The organism is Streptomyces shenzhenensis (genome assembly GCF_021462265.1).
Lineage (GTDB): Bacteria > Actinomycetota > Actinomycetes > Streptomycetales > Streptomycetaceae > Streptomyces > Streptomyces shenzhenensis.
The window spans coordinates 55,631-75,296 of the sequence record NZ_JAJONF010000009.1; the positions used below are offsets into that span (position 1 = coordinate 55,631).

Below are 19,666 nucleotides of genomic sequence, written 5' to 3' on the forward strand. Positions count from 1 at the left end.
AGCAAGACCAGCAAAAAACAGGGAATCAGTGGCCCTCTGACAGGTAAGGAACAGCGTGGCTTCCGGATCCGATCGCAACCCGATCATCATTGGCGGCCTTCCGAGTCAGGTTCCTGACTTCGACCCCGAGGAAACCCAGGAGTGGCTCGACTCGCTCGACGCCGCCGTGGACGAGCGCGGCCGCGAGCGGGCCCGCTATCTGATGCTCCGCCTGATCGAGCGCGCCCGCGAGCGGCGCGTGGCGGTGCCCGAGATGCGCAGCACGGACTACGTCAACACGATCCCGACCCGGGCCGAGCCGTTCTTCCCGGGCAACGAGGAGATCGAGCGCAAGGTCCTCAACGCGACCCGCTGGAACGCCGCGGTGATGGTCTCCCGCGCCCAGCGCCCGGGCATCGGGGTCGGCGGCCACATCGCCACCTTCGCCTCCTCGGCCTCGCTCTACGACGTCGGTTTCAACCACTTCTTCCGCGGCAAGGACGACGGCCTCGGCGGCGACCAGGTCTTCTTCCAGGGCCACGCCTCGCCCGGCATCTACGCCCGCGCGTTCCTGCTCGACCGGCTCAGCGAGACCCAGCTGGACGGTTTCCGCCAGGAGAAGTCGAAGTACCCGGACGGCCTCTCCAGCTACCCGCACCCGCGCTCGATGCCGGACTTCTGGGAGTTCCCGACGGTGTCGATGGGCCTCGGCCCGATCGGCGCGATCTACCAGGCGCGGATGAACCGCTACATGCAGGCGCGCGGGATCGCCGACACCTCCAAGTCGCACGTCTGGGCGTTCCTCGGCGACGGCGAGATGGACGAGCCGGAGTCGCTCGGCCAGCTGTCCATCGCCGCCCGCGAGGGCCTGGACAACCTGACCTTCGTCGTCAACTGCAACCTCCAGCGCCTCGACGGCCCGGTGCGCGGCAACGGCAAGATCATCCAGGAGCTGGAGTCGGTCTTCCGCGGCGCCGGCTGGAACGTGATCAAGCTGGTCTGGGACCGCACCTGGGACCCGCTGCTCGCCCAGGACCGCGACGGCGTGCTCGTCAACAAGATGAACACCACCCCCGACGGGCAGTTCCAGACCTATGCCACCGAGTCCGGCGCCTACATCCGTGAGCACTTCTTCGGCGACGACCAGCGGCTGCGCGCGATGGTCGAGAACATGACCGACGACCAGATCCTGCACCTGGGCCGCGGCGGCCACGACCACCGCAAGATCTACGCGGCGTTCAAGGCTGCCACCGAGCACAAGGGCCAGCCGACGGTCATCCTGGCCAAGACGATCAAGGGCTGGACGCTGGGCCCGAACTTCGAGGGCCGCAACGCCACGCACCAGATGAAGAAGCTGACGGTCGCCGACCTCAAGGGCTTCCGGGACCGCCTGCACCTGCCGATCTCCGACAAGGAGCTGGAGTCCGGCCTGCCGCCGTACTACCACCCGGGCCGGAACTCGGAGGAGATCCAGTACATGCACGACCGGCGCAAGGGCCTCGGCGGCTACGTCCCGACCCGCGTCGTACGCTCCAAGCCCCTCGCCCTGCCGGACGACAAGGCGTACGCGACCGTGAAGAAGGGCACCGGCCAGCAGTCGATCGCCACGACCATGGCGTTCGTGCGACTGCTCAAGGACCTCATGCGGGACAAGGAGCTCGGCCGCCGCTTCGTACTGATCGCACCGGACGAGTACCGCACCTTCGGCATGGACTCCTTCTTCCCGAGTGCGAAGATCTACAACCCGCTTGGCCAGCAGTACGAGGCGGTCGACCGCGACCTGCTGCTCGCCTACAAGGAGTCCCCGACCGGCCAGATGCTGCACGACGGCATCTCGGAGGCGGGCTGCACGGCCTCCCTCATCGCCGCGGGCTCCGCCTACGCCACGCACGGCGAGCCGCTCATCCCGGTCTACGTCTTCTACTCGATGTTCGGCTTCCAGCGCACCGGCGACCAGTTCTGGCAGATGGCCGACCAGCTGGCGCGCGGTTTCGTCCTGGGCGCGACCGCCGGCCGTACGACCCTGACCGGCGAGGGCCTCCAGCACGCCGACGGCCACTCCCAGCTGCTCGCCTCGACGAACCCGGCGTGCGTGGCCTACGACCCGGCGTACTCGTACGAGATCGCCCACATCGTCCGGGACGGCCTGCGCCGCATGTACGGCGGGGACGCGGAGCACCCGCACGGCGAGAACGTCTTCTACTACCTGACCCTCTACAACGAGCCGATCCAGCACCCGGCCGAGCCGGCCGACGTGGACGTGGAGGGCATCCTCAAGGGTGTCCACCGGATCAGCGCGGGCACGGCGGGCACGCTCCCGGCGCAGATCATGGCGTCGGGCGTGGCGGTCCCGTGGGCCATGGAGGCCCAGCGGATCCTCGCCGCGGACTGGGGCGTCAGGGCCGACGTCTGGTCCGCCACCTCCTGGAACGAGCTGCGGCGCGAGGCCGTGGCCTGCGAGGAGCACAACCTGCTGCACCCGGACGAGGAGCAGCGGGTGCCGTGGGTGACGCGGAAGCTGAGCGACGCCGAGGGTCCGTTCGTGGCCGTGTCCGACTGGATGCGATCGGTTCCGGACCAGATCGCGCGCTGGGTGCCGGGGACGTACCAGTCGCTGGGCGCCGACGGGTTCGGCTTCGCCGACACGCGGGGCGCGGCGCGCCGGTTCTTCCACATCGACGCGCAGACGATCGTGGTCGCGGTGCTGACCGAACTGGCCCGGGAGGGCAGGCTCGACCGCTCGGTGCTCAAGCAGGCCATCGACCGGTACCAGCTGCTGGACGTCACGGCGGCGCACCCGGGCGTGGCGGGCGGCGACGCGTAGCCGTTGCGCTCGGCTTCGGCCGGGGAAGAGGGTAGGGGAGCTGCGGGTCCGGTGGGGGCTGGTCGCGCCCACGCGGCGGAGCCGCAGCTCGACGCGGTCCCGCGCCCCTTCGGGGCGCGGATGATGCCTACGATGCGCACATGAAGGAACAGTCCGCGCAGGTTCGTTGGGAGCAGCTCACTCAACGGCCTCTGCTGGCGCTCGCGGTGGGCTTCGCCGTCGCCTACGCGCTGCCGATCGTGGACCGTTCGGCCGGGCACGTGCTCACCGCCGCGTGCACGGTGGCGGAGTGGGTGGTGTGGGGTTCCTTCGCCCTCGACTACCTGGTGCGGCTGGCGCTGGCGCCCCGGCGCCGGGAGTTCGTGCGGACGCACTGGGCAGACCTGGGCGCGGTGGTGCTGCCGCTGCTCCAGCCGCTGCGGCTGCTGCGGCTCGTCGCCACGCTGATACTGGTGGGCCGGCGGGCGCGGATGGCCTCGCAGATCCGGCTGACGACGTATGTCGTGGGCGCGGTGGTGGGGCTGCTGATGTTCGGCTCGCTGGCCGTGCTCTCGGTGGAACGCGACTCGCCGAACGGGAACATCCGGACGCTGGGTGACGCGCTGTGGTGGTCGTTCACGACGATGACGACGGTGGGGTACGGGGACCACGCGCCGACGACGGGGCTGGGCCGCATGATCGCGGTGGGCCTGATGCTCGCCGGGATCGCCCTGCTGGGTGTGGTGACGGCCAACATCGCCACGTGGTTCATCGCACGGTTCGAGAAGGACGACATGGAGGAACGCCGGCAGACCGAGGCGATCGGGATGCTGACCGAGGAAGTGCGGGCGCTCAGGGCGGAGGTCGCCGCCCTCAGCGCCGAGGTGACGGCGGGGGGTGGGGCGCGCTCACCGGCGCCGACCGGGTGCCTCCCCCAGCCTTCGGCCGGGGGGACCCCCAGCGCACACCCTCCCCCGCTCTCGACTTCGCTCGAGCGGGGGGACCCCCATCGCCCCTGGGGGCACCTCCCAGGCCCTTGAGGCACTGGGGGAGGCACCACTGCCCGCTGCAAGGAAGCTGACCGAGGAAGTGCGGGCGCTCAGGGCGGAGGTCGCCGCCCTCAGCGCCGAGGTGGCGGCGAGGGGTGCGCTCACCGGCGCCGACCGGTGCCGCTGCGCCCACCCGTGCCGCCCCAGCGGCACGACTGCCCGCAGCTGTGTAGGACACGGCTGTGCAGCGCGCCCCTCAGGGGCGCAGGGCTGTATCGATGGGCGGCTGCGCCGCGCGTGGGCGCGACCAGCCCCACCGGCCCGCGCGCTAGAGCGATACGCCGCCCAGCCACAGCAGCGCCAGCAGCGTGTCGATCGCCCCCAGCACCACCGCGACCAGCGCCGGTATCGAGCTCTTCGGGTTCCATGCCCGACCCATGGAGAACCAGCCGCACGCCAGTGCCAACGGCCCCAGCACGATCCCCAGCGTGAAGAAGCCGGCGACCGCGCAGATCGTGCCGATGATGCCCAGCGTGTCGCGGTCCAGCCCGTCCCGTGGGCCTACGCGGCCACGTGAACGGGGGTACCCGCGTGTTCGTTGCCCGAAGCTCGCCATCATCAACTCCTCGGTCCGCACGGACTGTTCGGGTTGATGACCGGGTACCCCGCTTCCGCCCCGGCAGACCTGCCCGCGCGCTGCCCCCCTCCAGCAGCGCGCCGCGGCCGGTGTCCTCCCCTGCCCCGCAAAGGACTTGACCCACTGTGATCCCTCCCCGCGCCGAAGCGCGGGGAGTCCCGGCTCAACCAGCCCGGTTGTCCCACTGTCACCTGGCGTGCGCGCCGAAGGCCAGGAATCTTTAGCGGAGTCACCTTGATAGGGGAACTCCATCCAGACAAAGGGGACATACGGATCCGGTGCGTGAACGCTAGTGCTGTGGCCGGGAAGGTTTGCCGGAAAGCTCGCGGCGTCCGGTGCGGTGCATCGCAAGGCGGAGCATCGCCCGCGTACTGGATGTACTCGGGTGATGCGACAACGCGGCGAGGTGCCGTGCCGGGCGTCGCGAGCCGGTGAACCTTTCCGGTCGCAGCACTAGATGTGGCCGACGCCCGCGCCCGAGTCCGCGTTCTCGCCGCGCTTGGTGAACAGCGCGACCAGGATCGCGGCCGCCGCCACGCCCGCCGCGACCAGCGAGGCGAGGCTCATGCCGGAGATGAACGTGTCGTGCGCGACGCCCGTGATCTTCGCGGCGATCTCCTCCGGCGTCCCCTTGGCGACCGGCGCGACACCGACCTGGACCGCCTCCGAGGCCTGGGCCAGCTGGGCGGAGGTCAGCTTCGGCAGCCCCGCGTCGGCCCAGTTGCCCGGCAGATCGCTGTCGACCTTGGAGGCCATCACGGCGCCGAGAACCGCCGTACCGAGGCTGCCGCCGATCTGCATCGCGGCCTGCTGGAGACCGCCGGCCACACCGGACAGCTCCATCGGCGCGTTGCCGACGATGACCTCGGTGGCGCCGACCATGACCGGCGCGAGGCCGAGGCCGAGCAGGGCGAACCAGAGCGACATGAGCGCGCTGCCGGTGGCCGCGTTCAGCGTGGACATGCCGTACATGGCGATCGCGGTGGCCGCCATGCCGCCGGCCAGCGGGATGCGCGGGCCGAGCCTGGTGATCGCGGCGCCGGCCAGCGGGGAGCCGACGATCATCATGCCGGTGAGCGGGAGGAGATGGAGACCGGCGTCGACCGGGTCCATGCCGTGCACGTTCTGGAGGTAGAACGTCACGAAGAACAGGCCGCCCATGAAGGCGATGGCCATCAGGACCATGAGCACGACGCCCGCCGAGAGCGGGACGGAGCGGAACAGGCCCAGCGGGACGAGCGGCTCCTTCACCCTCGTCTCCCAGAAGGAGAAGAGGCCGAAGCCCAGCGCCGACACGGCGATGAACGTCCACGTCTTGCCGTCGCCCCAGCCCCAGCTCGGCGCCTTGATGAGGGCCCAGACCAGGCAGAACATGGCGCCGGAGAGCAGGGCGATGCCGAGCAGGTCGAAGGAGCGCGGCGCGTTGTCGGCGCGGTGGTCGAGCAGCATCACCAGGCCGAGGACCAGGGCGAGCGCGCCGACCGGCACGTTGATGAAGAACACCGACTGCCAGCTGACGTGCTGGACCAGCACACCCCCGAGGATGGGACCGCCCGCGGTGGAGGCGCCGATCACCATGCCCCAGATGCCGATCGCCATGTTGAGCTTCTCGGCCGGGAAGGTGGCGCGCAGCAGGCCGAGCGCGGCCGGCATCAGCAGCGCGCCGAACAGCCCCTGGAAGACGCGGAAGGTGACGACCAGGCCGATGCTGTCGGAGAGGCCGATGGCGCCCGAGGCGGCGGCGAAGCCGACGACGCCGATCAGGAACGTCTGCCGGTGGCCGAAGCGGTCGCCGAGCTTGCCCGCGGTGATCAGGGAGACCGCGAGGGCCAGGAAGTAGCCGTTGGTGATCCACTGGACCTGGGCGAAGGTGGCGCCGAGGTCCTTCTGGATCGCCGGGTTGGCGATGGCCACGATGGTGCCGTCGAGAGCCACCATCATGACCCCGACGGCGACGGTTATCAGGGTGAACCAGGGATGGCCGCGCAGGCCGGAGGCCGGCGGCCGGTCCGACGGGGCGGCAACCGCCTTGTCCCCCGACCCCGCCGTGTCGATCGTGGTCTGACTAGTCATGCCTTCGAGGCTAGTGACAGCCACTGACAGTTGACAAACAAAATCACTAGTCAGTAACTGTCAGGCATGGAAACGCTGCGCGAACGCAAGAAACAGCGCACCCGGGACGCGCTGTTGCGCGCCGCGCTCGAACTGTTCGTGACCCAGGGCTACGAGCACACCACCGTCGACGAGATCGCCGCGTCCGTCGACGTCTCCCAGCGCACCTTCTTCCGCTACTTCGCCAGCAAGGAGGACGTGGCCTTCTTCGTGCCGCGGCTCACCGAGGAGCACTACGTCGAGGCGGTGCGCCGCCGCCCGCCCGAGGAGCCCCCGCTGGAAGCGCTGCGCCGGTCGGTCCTGGACAGCTGGGACACCATCGAGCAGGCCATCGAGCGGTACGTGCCGGTCGAACTGTTCCTGCGCACGTACAAGATGATCGAGGCGACCCCGGCCCTGTTCGCCGCCCATCTGCGGCGCCAGTCGGAGACGGAGGAGGAGATCGCGCGGATCGTCGCCGAGCGGGAGGGCGTCGACCCGGACCGCGATCCCCGGCCGCGGCTCGTGGTCGCGGTGTTCGGCGCGGTCGTCCGGGTCACCGAGCGGCACTGGTCGGTCGGCGAGGACTTCAGCGTCACGACGATCCGTCAACTCACCGCGTCGTATCTCGATCAGGTGGGACCGGCGCTCACCGGGAACTGGCGCGAGGGCTGAATCCCTTCACACGGGCCTGAGATCGGCCTCACGTTTGCCGAAACGTGATAACTGTCACTCGGTTACCGCGAGACCCCCTCGTTCTCCTAGTGTGTCCTCCCAGTGACTTCCTTCGACACCTCCCCGCCGCTCAACGTCTGGCGCGCACTGCTGGCCCTGGCCGTCGTCTTCGTGATGCTCGCGACCACCGGCTGGACCGCCCTGCGCACGCACCGCGAGACCACCGCCCTGCAGACCTCCCTCGACAAATGGGAGCACGGCAGGGTCGACGGCCTGCGCCTGCCGGACCCGAAGGCGTCGCCCGCGCTCCTCGCCCAGTTCTTCGCGTCGCTCACCGCACGGGAGCGCGACCGGCTCGTGCGCCGTTACCCGCTCGCCGTGGGCAACATGAACGGCGCCCCGGCCCGACTGCGCTACCGGGCCAACGACATCGCCCTCGACCAGCAGCGCGCCCTCGAGAAGAAGCGCATGCACGACCCCCGGCTCAGCACGGCCGGGCAACAGGACGCCGGCCGTCGCATGCACCGCTACGAGGCGCTGATGGCGAAGGGACGGCAGATCCTCGCCTTCGACCCGGACGGCAGCGGCCGGGTCGCCGAGGTGTTCGGCGACCTCACCAGGGCCGAGCGGATCTCCGTCGTCGTCCCCGGGGTCGACACCGACCTGCTCACCTTCCAGCGGACGTACCGCCGGTACACCGCGCCGGTCGGCATGGCCAAGTCGCTGTACCGGGCCGAGCGCACGGCGAGCCCCACGACCCGCACGGCGGTGATCGCCTGGGCCGACTACACCGCGCCCGACGGCCTCGGCGTGGGCGCGGCGACCGGGATGGCCGCCGAGCAGGGCGCCGTACGCCTCAACGCGCTGCTGCGCGCGCTGCCCGGCGAGACGCCGGTGGCGCTGTTCTGCCACAGCTACGGCTCGGTGGTCTGCGGGGTGGCCGCGCACGCCATGCCGGAGCAGGTGGCCGACATAGCCGTGGCCGCGAGCCCCGGGATGCGGGTCGAGAACGCCTCCCACCTGGGCACCTCGGCCAGGGTGTGGGCGATGCGGGACGCCACCGACTGGATCCAGGACGTCCCCTATCTGGAGCTCGGCGGTCTCGGCCACGGGGCCGACCCCGTCTCCTCCTCCTTCGGCGCCCGGGTGCTGTCGGCGCACGACGCCGAGGGCCACGCCGGTTACTTCGAGCCCGGCACGGACAGTCTGCGCAACCTCGCCGACGTCGGAGTCGGCGCATATGGCGCGGTGACCTGCGCCCACGACGATGACGGGTGCCGGGCGGGTTTGTCCGGCACGTTGATGGCCGGACGCGCGTAGAGACAGCAGGAAGTGCGGTATGCGCGGGGATGGGACTGAGAAGCACGTGCCGCATACGATGAGCCGCATGGGTGATGTACTGGCCGGATTTCATGCTGCCTGGGAGTTCGAGTCCGACTCCGTGCTCATCCGCTACGAACGGGGGATTCGAACACCCAAGCTGTTCCAGAGTCTGGGTGAACGCCGGGTGCCGCTCGCCGCTCTGGAGGGCGTGACGCTCATGCCCGGCAAACGCGGCACGGTCGTCCTGAGTGCCCGGCCCCGCCCGGGCGCGGATCCCCTGCTGGAGGCGGCGGCCGGACAGCTGAAGGAGGGCAGCGACCCGTACCGCCTGGTGGTCCCGGCCGAGCGGGCGACCCTCGCGGAGTACTACGCCGACGAACTGCGACCGCTGCTCACCGAGTCCGGACCGGCGGAGCGGTTCCTGGTCGCCGCGCCCGAGGGGCCCCGGCAGTTCAAGGCGTACGACGGGAAGGCGAGCTTCGACGGCAGCGCCGTGCACTTCCGGTGGTCGTGGACGGGCGCGTCCACGGCGAAGTGGAAGGCCGGCGACCAGAGCTTCGCCGTCGCCGACCTGGCCGGCGTGGAGTGGCGGTCGCCGGAGGCCTTCGAGGGGCATCTACGACTGCTGCGGCGAGACCGGGACCTCGCGGGGTCGGCGCCGGCGGTCCCGGCCGACCAGGATCCGGCGACCGTGGTGTTCGGGCTGGGGTACGGCCCGGTGCACGAGTCGTTGCCGTTCGCGGCGGCGGTACTGGAGGCCCTGCGGGCCAAGGGGGCCGCCGCGGTGCCGGTGCCGGCCGGGCGGCGGGATCCCGCGGACATCGCCGAACGGATCCGGCATCTGGGGGAGCTGCATCAGGCGGGGCTGGTGACCGATGAGGAGTTCGCCGCGAAGAAGGCGGAGTTGCTGGCGGAGCTGTGATCGGCAGTCGTTCGGCTGCGGGTCCGTGGGGGCTGGTCGCGCCCACGCGGCGGCAGCCGCACATCAAATACAGCCCCGCGCCCCTTTGGGGCGCGCTTCAGTTGCCGCCGGTTTCGTAGAAACTGATCTTTCGGTCCAGCACCGACAAGGTGTCGTGCAGTTCGGCGATCCGGGACAGGACGTCCCTCCTCGTCTGTTCCAGCAGTTCGCGGCGCTCGGGGTAGGTCGTCTCCCCTTCCCGCACCAGCTCCGCGTAGCGCACCATGTCGGCCACCGGCATGCCGGTCAGGCGAAGCTTGGTGACGAAGTCCAGCCAGTCGAGGTCGCGGTTGCTGTAGCGGCGCTGACCGGTGTGGGAGCGGTCGATGTCGGACGTGAGGCCGATCCGCTCGTACCAGCGCAGGGTGTGGGCGGTCAGGCCGGTGAAGGCGACGACCTCGCTGATCGTGTAACGGTCCTGGCCTTCGGGACGCGGGTGCCGCCGGGGTGGGGCGGAACAGATGTCGGCGGGCGCGATGTCGGGCTGCTCGGTGGGGGCCGCGGTCGTGGTCTGCATCACCGTCATACGTCCACGCTATGGCCTTGGAGTGCACTCGAAGCAAGCGGAACCCGCCAAGAAATACGCGCGACGAAGACCGCGGGCGGTGGCTAGCGTGCGGGGCATGAGTCTCGTACGCCGTGCCACGGCCGAGGACGTGGCGGAAGTGCTGCGCCTGCGCCAGGTGATGATCGACGCGCTGCCCGGTGGGGACGGCTCCACGCAATGGCACGCCCTGGCGCGGCCGGCGCTGGAGGAGAAGCTGGGCGAACCGGACGGGGACTTCGCCGCGTTCGTCGTCGACCATCCGCTGCGGCCGGGAGCGCTGGCGGCGCTGGTCGCCGGGACCGTCGACTACCGGATCGGCAAGGCGCGGAACCCGCACGGCCGCTCCGGGTACGTCTTCAGCGTGGCCACCGACCCGGACGCCCGGCGCCGCGGGTACGCGCGCGCGTGCATGGAGGAACTGCTGGCCTGGTTCCGTGAGCGGGGCGCGGGACAGGTCATGCTGACCGCGTCCGCCGAGGCCGAGCCGCTCTACGCCGCGCTCGGCTTCGTCCACAAGCCGGACCCCACGATGACTCTGGCGCTCTGAGCCGCCTACGCTCGACGGCATGTCGCTGAACAGCCTCGCGTCGATCGAGAACTGGCCCGTCCCCACCGCCGCGGCGGGTGCCGTACGGGCCGACGGGACGGTCCTCGGAACCCACGGGCCGGTCGGGCACCGCTTCCCGCTGGCCTCCGTCACCAAGCCGCTCGCCGCGTACGCGGTGCTCGTCGCGTACGAGGAGGGGGCGGTCGAACTCGACGAGCCGGCGGGGCCGCAGGGGGCGACGGTACGGCATCTGCTCGCGCACACCTCGGGGCTGGCCTTCGACGAGCACCGGGTCATGGCGCCGCCCGGGGAGCGGCGGCTGTACTCCAACGCCGGGTTCGAGATGCTCGGCGACCACGTCGCCAAGGCGACGGAGATGCCGTTCGCCGAGTACGCCCGGCAGGCGGTGCTGGAGCCGCTGGGCATGACGTCGACGTCGCTGGAGGGGTCGCCGGCGAAGGACGGGGTGTCGTCGGTGGCGGACCTGCTGCGGTTCGCGGCGGAGGTGCAGGCACCGAGACTGCTGGATCCGCGGACGGTGGCGGAGGCGACGCTGACCGTGCAGTACCCGGGGACGAAGGGGGTGCTGCCGGGGTACGGGCACCAGAACCCGAACGACTGGGGGCTGGGGTTCGAGATCCGGGACGGCAAGGCCCCGCACTGGACGGGTTCCTCGTCGTCGCCGCGCACGTTCGGGCACTTCGGGCAGGCGGGCACCTTCCTGTGGGTGGACCCGGAGGCAGGGCTGGCGTGCGTGGCGCTGACGGACAGGGCTTTCGGTCCCTGGGCGATCGAGGCGTGGCCGGCGTTCACGGACGCGGTGCTGGCGGAGGTGCGCGGCTGAGGGGGCGGTGACCAGGGTCCAGGTCAGGATGGTCGTTCCTGTCGGTCACCTGGAACCGTGGACGGCGTCGACGTTCCCGACGAATTCGAGAACGGCCTTGGCCAGCTCTTCGGGGGCCTCCATCGCGGCGTAGTGACCCACGCCGTCGAGCGACACCGAGCTGACCTCGGTAGCCGCGACCTGTGACATGGTGCCGGCCGTGAAGGGGCCGCCGCCCGCGCCGAGCGCGAGTACGGGCATGGTCAGGCCGTGTGTGTCGGCGAGCGCCTTGATCTCGGGGCCTTCCCGCAGCATCGACTGGTAGAGGCCGGTCGCTCCGCGCCAGCCGTCGGGGCGCGAGTAGGTGCGGACGAACTCCTCGATGTCGGCGTCGGTGATCGCTCCTGGGGTCGCGCTCATGGCGGGGAACGCGAACTGTCCCAGGAATGCGCGCTCGCGTCCGGCCAGGAGCATCTCAGGGATGCCGGGGGCGGCGAGAACGCCGATGTGCCAGGTGCCGCCGTGGGTGATGTCGCCCAGCGCCTCGAGGCCGAACCCGGGCAGGCCCATCTCGATCGCGGTGAGACTGAGGACGTTCCGCGGGTGGGCGGTCGCCAGGCGGAAGACGGTCGCCCCGGCGATGTCCTGACCGGTGAGGTGGACCGGGCCGACGTCAAGCTGTTCGACGAGAAGGTGCAGGTCCTCGGCCGAGGTCCTGCTGTCGTACGGGCCCTGCCCGTGGCCGGAGTCGCCGAAGCCGCGCAGGTCGACGGCGAAGACCCGGTGGGTCCGCGCGAGAAGCGGGATGAGCTTGTGAAAGGTCCACCAGGTCTCGGGAAACCCGTGGACCAGGAGGATCGGGGATCCACTGGTTCCCGCTGCCACGTAGTGCAGCAGGGTTCCGTTGACCTCTGCGTGGTGGTGGGTGAGCCCCGGCAGGGTGCGGCCCGTAGGCGTGACGTCCATGGTCCCCCTCATGTGTCCCCCTCGTTTCGACAACCTTGTTGTCCATGACATTAGACAACAAGGTTGTCGTTGTCCATGCGCGTGGCCGTAGTCTTCTTCCATGTCTCGATCCGGCGCCGATCTCGCACTGCTCCTGCTCGGAGGCTTCCGCTCGCTGGTGGACGCCGCGACCGCCGAACTGGCCCGCCGCGGCTACGAGGACGTGCGCCCCGTCCACGACTTCGCCATGCGCGCCATCACCGCCGGCGCCGACAACGCCTCAGAACTGGGCCGGCGCCTGTCGGTCTCCAAGCAGGCAGCGGCGAAAACCATCGCTGTGCTGCAGGAACGCGGATACGTGGCACGCGACACGGACCCCCGCGACGCTCGCCGCAAACGCCTTCACGTCACCCCACTCGGCTTCGAGGTGCTGCGACAGGGCGAAGCGGTCTTCGACGAGTTGCGCGACCAGTGGGAGCGGCAGCTCGGTGCCGCCGAACTCGCGACCCTCGAGACGCACTTGGCGACGCTGGTCGGCGCTCGGCCCGTGCGCCTGGACGCACCGGGCTGGATCGCGCAAGACCTCGGCGAGTCGGTGTAGCACTCGTCCCGCCCAGGCCACGCGCGCCCTGGAGGCGGCAGGTCGTCGGGGGCTCCACACCGGCCGTGACGGGCCGCCGGGCGCGGACGGCTCAGCGTGCGGCCATCTCCCACATCAGGACCTCGGCCCGCGTCAGCCCTTCCGCCGCCAGGTCCTTCGCCCCCGTCACCCGAACCGAATCCCCCGGCCCCAGCTCCTCCCCGCCGAGCCGCACTTCGCCCCGCACGACATGGACGTACGCATACGCCCCGTCCGGCACAGCCGTCCGCTCCCCCACCGTCAGACGGCGGACGTGGAGCATCGCGCCGGCCTCCGGGACGGCGTAGGGCGTGGAGTCGGCGATGCCACGGACGAGGTCGTACGACGGTTCGCCGCCGGGGTGCAGCGGGGCCAGCCACATCTGGACGAAGGTCAGCGGGCCGGGGCCGTCGTTGCGTTCCACGTGGCGGACGCCGCCCGCCGAGCTCAAGCGCTGCAGGTCCCCCTGGCGGACCACCGTCTCGTGGCCCGCGGAGTCGCGGTGAGTCAGCTCACCCTCGACGACCCACGTCACGATCTCCGTGTGGCTGTGCGGATGCTCGTCGAAGCCCGCGCCCGGTGCCAGCCGCTCCTCGTTGCAGGCGATGACCGCCCCGAAGCGCAGGTTGCCGGGGTCGTAGTGCGGGCCGAAGGAGAAGGCGTGCCGGGTCTCGATGCCGGCCGCCGGGTCTCCTCCCGGATAGCGCTCCGCGGCGCGCCTGACGTCCATCACGGGACCACCGTAGACCGCAGCAGGCACCCGGCGGCGCAGGCGCCCGTACCGATAAGGCAGTCTTGTCCCCGTGCCCGAACCCGTAACACGCAAGTCCGATCCCTCGGCTCATCAGGTCCACCCGAACTCCGCGACCCTGAAGCGGCTGGAGAAGTCGTCCGGCAGCCTCGCCGCCCAGGCCATCGCGCGCATGGACGAGACCCTGCCGTGGTACCGGGCCATGCCCCCGGAGAACCGGTCCTGGATCGGGCTCGTCGCCCAGGCGGGTATCGCGGCCTTCACCGAGTGGTTCCGGCACCCGGACGCCCCGCAGGCGATCTCGACGGACGTGTTCGGGACCGCGCCGCGGGAACTGACCCGGGCGATCACGCTGCGGCAGACCGTGGAGATGGTGCGGACCACCATCGAGGTGATGGAGAGCGCGATCGACGAGGTCGCGGCCCCGGGCGACGAGAGCGTGCTGCGCGAGGCGCTGCTGGTGTACGCGCGTGAGATCGCCTTCGCCACCGCCCAGGTGTACGCCCAGGCCGCCGAGGCACGCGGTGCCTGGGACGCGCGGCTGGAGTCGCTGGTGGTCAACGCCGTGCTGAGCGGGGAGGCCGACGAGGGGGCCGTCAGCCGGGCCGCGGCGCTCGGGTGGAACTCGCCCGACAACGTGTGCGTCGTACTCGGGACCGCGCCCGACGGGGACAGCGAGCTGACCGTGGAGGCGATCCGGCGGGCCTCCCGGCACGCCAAGCTGCAGGTGCTGACCGGGGTGCTCGGGGACCGGCTCGTCGTCATCGCGGGCGGCAACGACAATCCGCTGGCCGTGGCCAAGTCGCTGATCGGGCCGTACGCCGCGGGGCCGGTGGTCGCGGGGCCGGTGGTGCCGGACCTGCTGGCGGCCACGCGGTCCGCGCAGGCCGCCGCCGCCGGGCTCAAGGCCTGTTCCGCCTGGCAGGACGCGCCCCGCCCGGTGCTGGCGGACGATCTGCTTCCGGAGCGCGCCATCGCGGGCGATCCGAGCGCGCGCGAGCAGTTGGTGGAGGAGATCTACAGACCACTGGAAGAAGCCGGTTCGGCGTTGCTGGAAACGCTGAGCGTCTATCTGGAGCAGGCGAGCAGCCTGGAGGGCGCGGCCCGGATGCTCTTCGTTCACCCGAACACCGTGCGCTACCGGCTTCGACGTGTGACTGACGTCACCGGATGGTCGCCCTCCGATGTACGATCCGCCTTCACACTGCGGATCGCGCTGATCCTGGGGCGTCTGGTCGATGGAGATCTCCAGCCATAGGATTTTGTCGGGGCTCCACAAAACCCCCTCGTGTTCTTCGTCCCTGTCCCCACGGGCGGCCGTGGCCGTCCCCAAGAGAGAGTGTGAGAGTGCTCGTACTCGTCGCTCCCGGCCAGGGCGCCCAGACCCCTGGCTTCCTGACCCCCTGGCTCGACCTCCCCGGTGTCGAGGACCGTCTGCGTGCCTGGTCGGACGCCATCGGTCTCGATCTGGTGCGCTACGGCACGGACGCCGACGCGGACGAGATCCGGGACACCGCGATCGCCCAGCCGCTGCTCGTCGCCGCGGGACTCGTGTCCGGCGCGGCACTCGGTGCCATCACGGACGTCGCCCCGGGCGCGGTCGCCGGGCACAGCGTCGGTGAGATCACCGCCGCCGCCTTCGCGGGCGTCCTGGACGACACCGCCGCACTGACCCTCGTCCGCAGGCGCGGGCTCGCGATGGCCGAGGCCGCCGCGATCACCGAGACCGGTATGTCGGCACTGCTCGGCGGCGACCCGGAGGTCTCGCTCGCGCACCTGGAGAAGCTCGGTCTGACCCCGGCGAACATCAACGGCGCGGGCCAGATCGTCGCCGCAGGCACCCTGGAGCAGCTCGCCGCGCTGAACGAGGACAAGCCCGAGGGCGTCCGCAAGGTCGTCGCCCTCAAGGTCGCCGGCGCCTTCCACACGCACCACATGGCCCCCGCGGTCGACAAGCTGGCCGAGGCCGCCAAGGAGCTCGCGCCCCTCGACCCGAAGTTCACCTACGTCTCCAACCGGGACGGGCAGGCCGTCGCGTCCGGCGAGGAGATCGTGGAGCGGCTCGTCGGCCAGGTCGCCAACCCGGTCCGCTGGGACCTGTGCATGGAGACCTTCAAGGAGCTCGGCGTCACCGCCCTGCTGGAGGTGTGCCCCGGTGGCACCCTGACCGGCCTGGCCAAGCGCGCCCTGCCCGGCGTGCGGACGCTGGCCCTCAAGACCCCCGACGACCTCGACGCGGCGCGCGAGCTCATCGCCGAGCACAACTGAATCAGGAGCCCATTGCGATGTCGAAGATCAATCCCAGCAAGGGTGCTCCGTACGCGCGCATCCTCGGTGTCGGCGGCTACCGCCCGACCCGCGTGGTGCCCAACGAGGTGATCCTGGAGACGATCGACTCGTCCGACGAATGGATCCGGTCGCGTTCCGGGATCGAGACCCGGCACTGGGCGGGCCCCGAGGAGACGGTCGCCGCGATGTCCATCGAGGCGTCCGGCAAGGCGATCGCGGACGCGGGCATCGACGCCGAGCAGATCGGCGCCGTGGTCGTCTCGACCGTCTCGCACTTCAGCCAGACCCCGGCCATCGCCACCGTGATCGCCGACAGGCTGGGCACGAACAAGGCGGCCGCCTTCGACATCTCCGCCGGCTGCGCGGGCTTCGGCTACGGCCTCACGCTCGCCAAGGGCATGGTGGTGGAGGGTTCCGCCGAGTACGTGCTCGTCATCGGCGTGGAGCGGCTCAGCGACCTCACCGACCTGGAGGACCGGACCACGGCCTTCCTGTTCGGCGACGGCGCCGGCGCGGTCGTGGTCGGCCCCTCGCAGGAGCCGGCGATCGGCCCGACGGTCTGGGGGTCGGAGGGCGACAAGTCGGAGACCATCAAGCAGACGGTCTCCTGGGACCGTCTCCACTTCGGCGACCGGTCCGCGCTTCCCCAGGACAGCCAGGGGAACATCAAGTTTCCGGCGATCACGCAGGAAGGCCAGGCGGTGTTCCGCTGGGCCGTGTTCGAGATGGCGAAGGTCGCCCAGCAAGCGCTGGACGCGGCCGGAATCAGCGCGGACGACCTGGACGTCTTCATCCCGCACCAGGCCAATGTGCGGATCATCGACTCGATGGTGAAGACTCTCAAACTGCCGGAGCACGTCACGGTCGCCCGTGACATCCGCACCACCGGCAACACCTCGGCCGCCTCGATCCCGCTCGCGATGGAGCGGCTCCTGGCGACCGGCGAGGCGAAGAGCGGCGACACCGCGCTCGTCATCGGGTTCGGGGCGGGTCTCGTCTACGCCGCCACTGTCGTTACCCTCCCCTAGGCACTCCGTGCCGGATCATGCATCCGATGCGGGAAAGCCGACTGCACCACCGCAGCAACCGTCTGGAACATCTAAGAAGGAGCGCCTGACATGGCCGCCACTCAGGAAGAGATCGTCGAAGGTCTCGCCGAGATCGTGAACGAGATCGCCGGCATCCCGGTTGAGGACGTCCAGCTGGACAAGTCCTTCACCGACGACCTGGACGTCGACTCGCTGTCCATGGTCGAGGTCGTCGTCGCCGCCGAAGAGCGCTTCGACGTCAAGATCCCGGACGAGGACGTCAAGAACCTCAAGACCGTCGGCGACGCGACCGAATACATCCTCAAGCACCAGGCCTGAGGCAGTTAACTAGCCTCTGGCTGCAATGCCCCGCCACCCGGCGGTGGCGCCGTCGAATCCCGTATCCGTTGGAGAAAGAATTCCCGTGAGCCCGACCAATCGCACCGTGGTCGTCACCGGTATCGGCGCAACCACACCGCTGGGTGGCGACGCAGCTTCGTTCTGGGAGGCCCTGGTCGCCGGCAAGTCCGGCGTCCGCCTCCTGGAGCAGGACTGGGCGGCCGACCTGCCCGTCCGGATCGCGGCGCAGATCGCCGTGGAACCCGGCGAGATCATCCCGCGCCCGCAGGCCCGCAAACTGGACCGGTCCGCGCAGTTCGCGCTGATCGCCGCCAAGGAGGCCTGGAAGGACGCCGGTTTCACCGCCAAGGCCGGCGAGGACGTGTCCGCCAACCCCGACCGGGTCGGCACCGTCATCGCCTCCGGCATCGGCGGTGTGACGACCCTGCTGGACCAGTACGACGTACTCAAGGAGAAGGGCGTACGCCGTGTCTCCCCGCACACCGTGCCGATGCTGATGCCCAACTCGCCGGCCGCCAACGTCGGTATCGAGCTGGGTGCGCGGGCCGGTGTGCACACGCCCGTGTCGGCCTGCGCCTCCGGCGCCGAGGCCATCGGGTACGCCATCGAGATGATCCGCACCGGCCGTGCGGACGTCGTCGTGGCCGGCGGCACCGAGGCGGCGATCCACCCGCTGCCCATCGTCGCGTTCGGCAACATGATGGCGATGTCCAAGAACAACGACGACCCCGAGGGTGCGTCGCGTCCCTACGACTCCGGCCGTGACGGCTTCGTCCTCGGCGAGGGCGCGGGCGTGATCGTCCTGGAGTCCGAGGAGCACGCGAAGGCGCGCGGGGCGCGCATCTACGCGGAGGCGATCGGCCAGGGCATCTCGGCCGACGCGCACCACATCACGCAGCCGGAGCCGTCGGGCAACGGCATCGCGCACGCGCTGCAGAACCTGCTCGACAACACGGATCTGAAGCCGGCCGAGATCATGCACGTCAACGCGCACGCCACGTCCACGCCGCAGGGTGACGTGGCCGAGATCAAGGCGCTGCGGAAGGTGTTCGGCGACGACGTCGACCACATGGCCATCTCCGCGACCAAGTCGATGACCGGTCATCTGCTGGGTGGTGCCGGCGGGATCGAGACCGTCGCGTCGATCCTGGCGCTGGTGAACCGGACGGCTCCGCCGACCATCAACCTCGACGATCTCGATCCCGAGGTGAACGCGGACGTGGTGCGGGGCGAGGCGCGTCAGCTGCCCGAGGGCAGGATCGCCGTGCTGAACGACTCGTTCGGGTTCGGTGGGCACAACGTGGTGCTCGCGTTCCGGACCGTGTGAGGTTTCTTGCCGTGAGCGGCGTGTGGCCCGGACTCCTTGCTGGAGTTCGGGCCACTTCGCGTTTCGTTTTCGGCCGACGGCCCGGTGGGGGCTTGTCGCGCCCACGCGGCGGCAGCCGCAAATGGACACAGCCCCGCGCCCCTAAAGGGGCGCTCGCCCCTTTAGGGGCGCGGGGAACTGCGCGATCAACCACGACGGCGCCGCGGTCGCCAGACGGCATACCGCGGCACTTCCGGCGAAAACCGACGCCGCTCAGACCACCTGGTGGAGCCACCTCACCGGGGCGCCCTCGCCCGCGTAGCGGAACGGCTCCAGTTCGTCGTCCCAGGGCTTGCCCAGCAGCTTGGCGATCTCGGCCTCCAAGGCCGTCTCGCCGCGCTGGGAGCGGGTCAGGGCGGCCCTGAGGCGGTCCTCCGGGATGAGGATGTCGCCGTGGATTCCGGTGACCGCGTGGAAGATGCCGAGGTCGGGGGTGCAGCTGTAGCGCTCGCCCTCGGCCTTCGCACAGGGTTCGGCCGTGACCTCGAAGCGGAGCAGGTGCCAGCCGCGCAGTGCGGACGCCAGTTTGGAGGCCGTGCCGACCTCGCCCTGCCAGGAGAACTCGGAGCGCCAGGTGCCGGGGGCGGCCGGCTGGCGGATCCAGTCGAGGTTGACGCGCGTGCCGAGCACCCCGGCGACGGCCCACTCGACGTGCGGGCACAGCGCGCGCGGCGCGGAGTGCACGTACAGAACTCCACGTGTCGTCACCGGAACCTCCGGGCAGAGCGGGACATCTTGCTTGCTGGCTGGCGGCAGTGGCACGACGGCCGCGTTGATGGCGAGGCTACCGTGCGGTGGCGCAAGGAGTGTGACGTACCGTCGGTCCCGCGGCCAGGAAACCTCCGCCATTCACCCAGGGGGACGCTTGTACGGGGGTGGTCCGTTGCAGGACGCGGGCGGGAACTCCCGTGCGTTGTTATGAAGGGGGACGAA

19 protein-coding genes are annotated in these 19,666 nt (G+C 70.6%); 13 read left to right on the forward strand and 6 right to left on the reverse strand.

Annotation, left to right across the window (positions count from 1 at the left end):
- Positions 1-55 precede the first annotated feature (55 nt).
- Positions 56-2,803 carry a pyruvate dehydrogenase (acetyl-transferring), homodimeric type gene (gene aceE / locus LQ326_RS14715; protein ID WP_234536527.1) on the forward strand — a complete coding sequence of 916 codons (2,748 nt, stop codon included), beginning with the start codon at positions 56-58 and terminating at the stop codon, positions 2,801-2,803.
- Positions 2,804-2,943: 140 nt separating this feature from the next.
- Positions 2,944-3,822 (forward strand): potassium channel family protein, encoded by an 879-nt coding sequence (locus LQ326_RS14720; protein ID WP_234536529.1) that lies wholly within the window; start codon positions 2,944-2,946, stop codon positions 3,820-3,822.
- Positions 3,823-4,099: 277 nt separating this feature from the next.
- Here LQ326_RS14720 and LQ326_RS14725 read toward each other — a convergent pair whose 3' ends face one another.
- Together LQ326_RS14725 and LQ326_RS14730 are read right to left on the reverse strand one after the other, a co-directional pair.
- Positions 4,100-4,387 carry a small hydrophobic protein gene (locus LQ326_RS14725; protein WP_234536899.1) on the reverse strand — a complete coding sequence of 96 codons (288 nt, stop codon included), beginning with the start codon at positions 4,385-4,387 and terminating at the stop codon, positions 4,100-4,102.
- A gap of 474 nt (positions 4,388-4,861) precedes the next feature.
- Positions 4,862-6,481, reverse strand: a complete 1,620-nt coding sequence (locus LQ326_RS14730) for an MFS transporter (protein WP_234536531.1) — start codon at positions 6,479-6,481, stop codon at positions 4,862-4,864.
- 66 nt (positions 6,482-6,547) lie between these two features.
- Between LQ326_RS14730 and LQ326_RS14735 the strand changes: the two genes are divergently transcribed.
- From LQ326_RS14735 to LQ326_RS14745, 3 genes are all read left to right on the forward strand, one after another.
- Positions 6,548-7,174, forward strand: a complete 627-nt coding sequence (locus tag LQ326_RS14735; RefSeq protein WP_234536533.1) for a TetR family transcriptional regulator — start codon at positions 6,548-6,550, stop codon at positions 7,172-7,174.
- 102 nt (positions 7,175-7,276) lie between these two features.
- Positions 7,277-8,494: an alpha/beta hydrolase gene (locus tag LQ326_RS14740; protein ID WP_234536535.1), complete on the forward strand. Its 1,218-nt coding sequence runs from the start codon at positions 7,277-7,279 to the stop codon at positions 8,492-8,494.
- Between the two features lie 67 nt (positions 8,495-8,561).
- On the forward strand, positions 8,562-9,419 hold the full coding sequence (locus tag LQ326_RS14745; protein WP_234536537.1) for a DUF4429 domain-containing protein: 858 nt from the start codon (positions 8,562-8,564) through the stop codon (positions 9,417-9,419).
- Between the two features lie 97 nt (positions 9,420-9,516).
- Here the strand turns inward: LQ326_RS14745 and LQ326_RS14750 are convergent, their stop codons facing one another.
- The gene (locus LQ326_RS14750) at positions 9,517-9,984 is read right to left on the reverse strand and encodes a MerR family transcriptional regulator (RefSeq protein ID WP_234536541.1); all 468 of its coding nucleotides are present in this window, start codon (positions 9,982-9,984) and stop codon (positions 9,517-9,519) included.
- Positions 9,985-10,081: 97 nt separating this feature from the next.
- On the opposite strand from LQ326_RS14750, the gene LQ326_RS14755 reads away from it, so the two are divergent.
- Together LQ326_RS14755 and LQ326_RS14760 are read left to right on the forward strand one after the other, a co-directional pair.
- Positions 10,082-10,552, forward strand: coding sequence for a GNAT family N-acetyltransferase (locus tag LQ326_RS14755; protein WP_234536544.1), 471 nt, complete (start codon positions 10,082-10,084; stop codon positions 10,550-10,552).
- A 19-nt stretch (positions 10,553-10,571) separates the two neighbouring features.
- Positions 10,572-11,396 (forward strand): serine hydrolase domain-containing protein, encoded by an 825-nt coding sequence (locus tag LQ326_RS14760; RefSeq protein ID WP_234536546.1) that lies wholly within the window; start codon positions 10,572-10,574, stop codon positions 11,394-11,396.
- Between the two features lie 45 nt (positions 11,397-11,441).
- Here the strand turns inward: LQ326_RS14760 and LQ326_RS14765 are convergent, their stop codons facing one another.
- Entirely contained in the window at positions 11,442-12,341 is a 900-nt protein-coding gene (locus LQ326_RS14765) for an alpha/beta fold hydrolase (RefSeq protein WP_234536548.1), read from the reverse strand.
- A 100-nt stretch (positions 12,342-12,441) separates the two neighbouring features.
- Between LQ326_RS14765 and LQ326_RS14770 the strand changes: the two genes are divergently transcribed.
- A complete protein-coding gene (locus tag LQ326_RS14770) occupies positions 12,442-12,921 on the forward strand; it encodes a MarR family winged helix-turn-helix transcriptional regulator (RefSeq protein WP_234536550.1) in 480 nt (159 codons plus the stop codon).
- Between the two features lie 91 nt (positions 12,922-13,012).
- Here LQ326_RS14770 and LQ326_RS14775 read toward each other — a convergent pair whose 3' ends face one another.
- The gene (locus LQ326_RS14775; RefSeq protein WP_234536902.1) at positions 13,013-13,669 is read right to left on the reverse strand and encodes a pirin family protein; all 657 of its coding nucleotides are present in this window, start codon (positions 13,667-13,669) and stop codon (positions 13,013-13,015) included.
- A 73-nt stretch (positions 13,670-13,742) separates the two neighbouring features.
- Here LQ326_RS14775 and LQ326_RS14780 point away from each other — a divergent pair, with 73 nt between their 5' ends.
- The 5 genes from LQ326_RS14780 to fabF all read left to right on the forward strand — a co-directional run bounded on the left by LQ326_RS14780 (position 13,743) and on the right by fabF (position 18,694).
- Positions 13,743-14,948, forward strand: coding sequence for a PucR family transcriptional regulator (locus tag LQ326_RS14780; protein WP_234536552.1), 1,206 nt, complete (start codon positions 13,743-13,745; stop codon positions 14,946-14,948).
- An 89-nt stretch (positions 14,949-15,037) separates the two neighbouring features.
- Positions 15,038-15,958: an ACP S-malonyltransferase gene (locus LQ326_RS14785; RefSeq protein WP_234536554.1), complete on the forward strand. Its 921-nt coding sequence runs from the start codon at positions 15,038-15,040 to the stop codon at positions 15,956-15,958.
- A 17-nt stretch (positions 15,959-15,975) separates the two neighbouring features.
- Positions 15,976-17,007, forward strand: a complete 1,032-nt coding sequence (locus LQ326_RS14790) for a ketoacyl-ACP synthase III (RefSeq protein WP_234536555.1) — start codon at positions 15,976-15,978, stop codon at positions 17,005-17,007.
- A 90-nt stretch (positions 17,008-17,097) separates the two neighbouring features.
- Positions 17,098-17,346, forward strand: coding sequence for an acyl carrier protein (locus tag LQ326_RS14795; RefSeq protein ID WP_070027634.1), 249 nt, complete (start codon positions 17,098-17,100; stop codon positions 17,344-17,346).
- A gap of 85 nt (positions 17,347-17,431) precedes the next feature.
- On the forward strand, positions 17,432-18,694 hold the full coding sequence (gene fabF / locus LQ326_RS14800; protein WP_234536557.1) for a beta-ketoacyl-ACP synthase II: 1,263 nt from the start codon (positions 17,432-17,434) through the stop codon (positions 18,692-18,694).
- 252 nt (positions 18,695-18,946) lie between these two features.
- Here fabF and LQ326_RS14805 read toward each other — a convergent pair whose 3' ends face one another.
- Positions 18,947-19,441, reverse strand: coding sequence for a DUF3145 domain-containing protein (locus LQ326_RS14805; protein ID WP_093503479.1), 495 nt, complete (start codon positions 19,439-19,441; stop codon positions 18,947-18,949).
- Positions 19,442-19,666 lie beyond the last annotated feature (225 nt).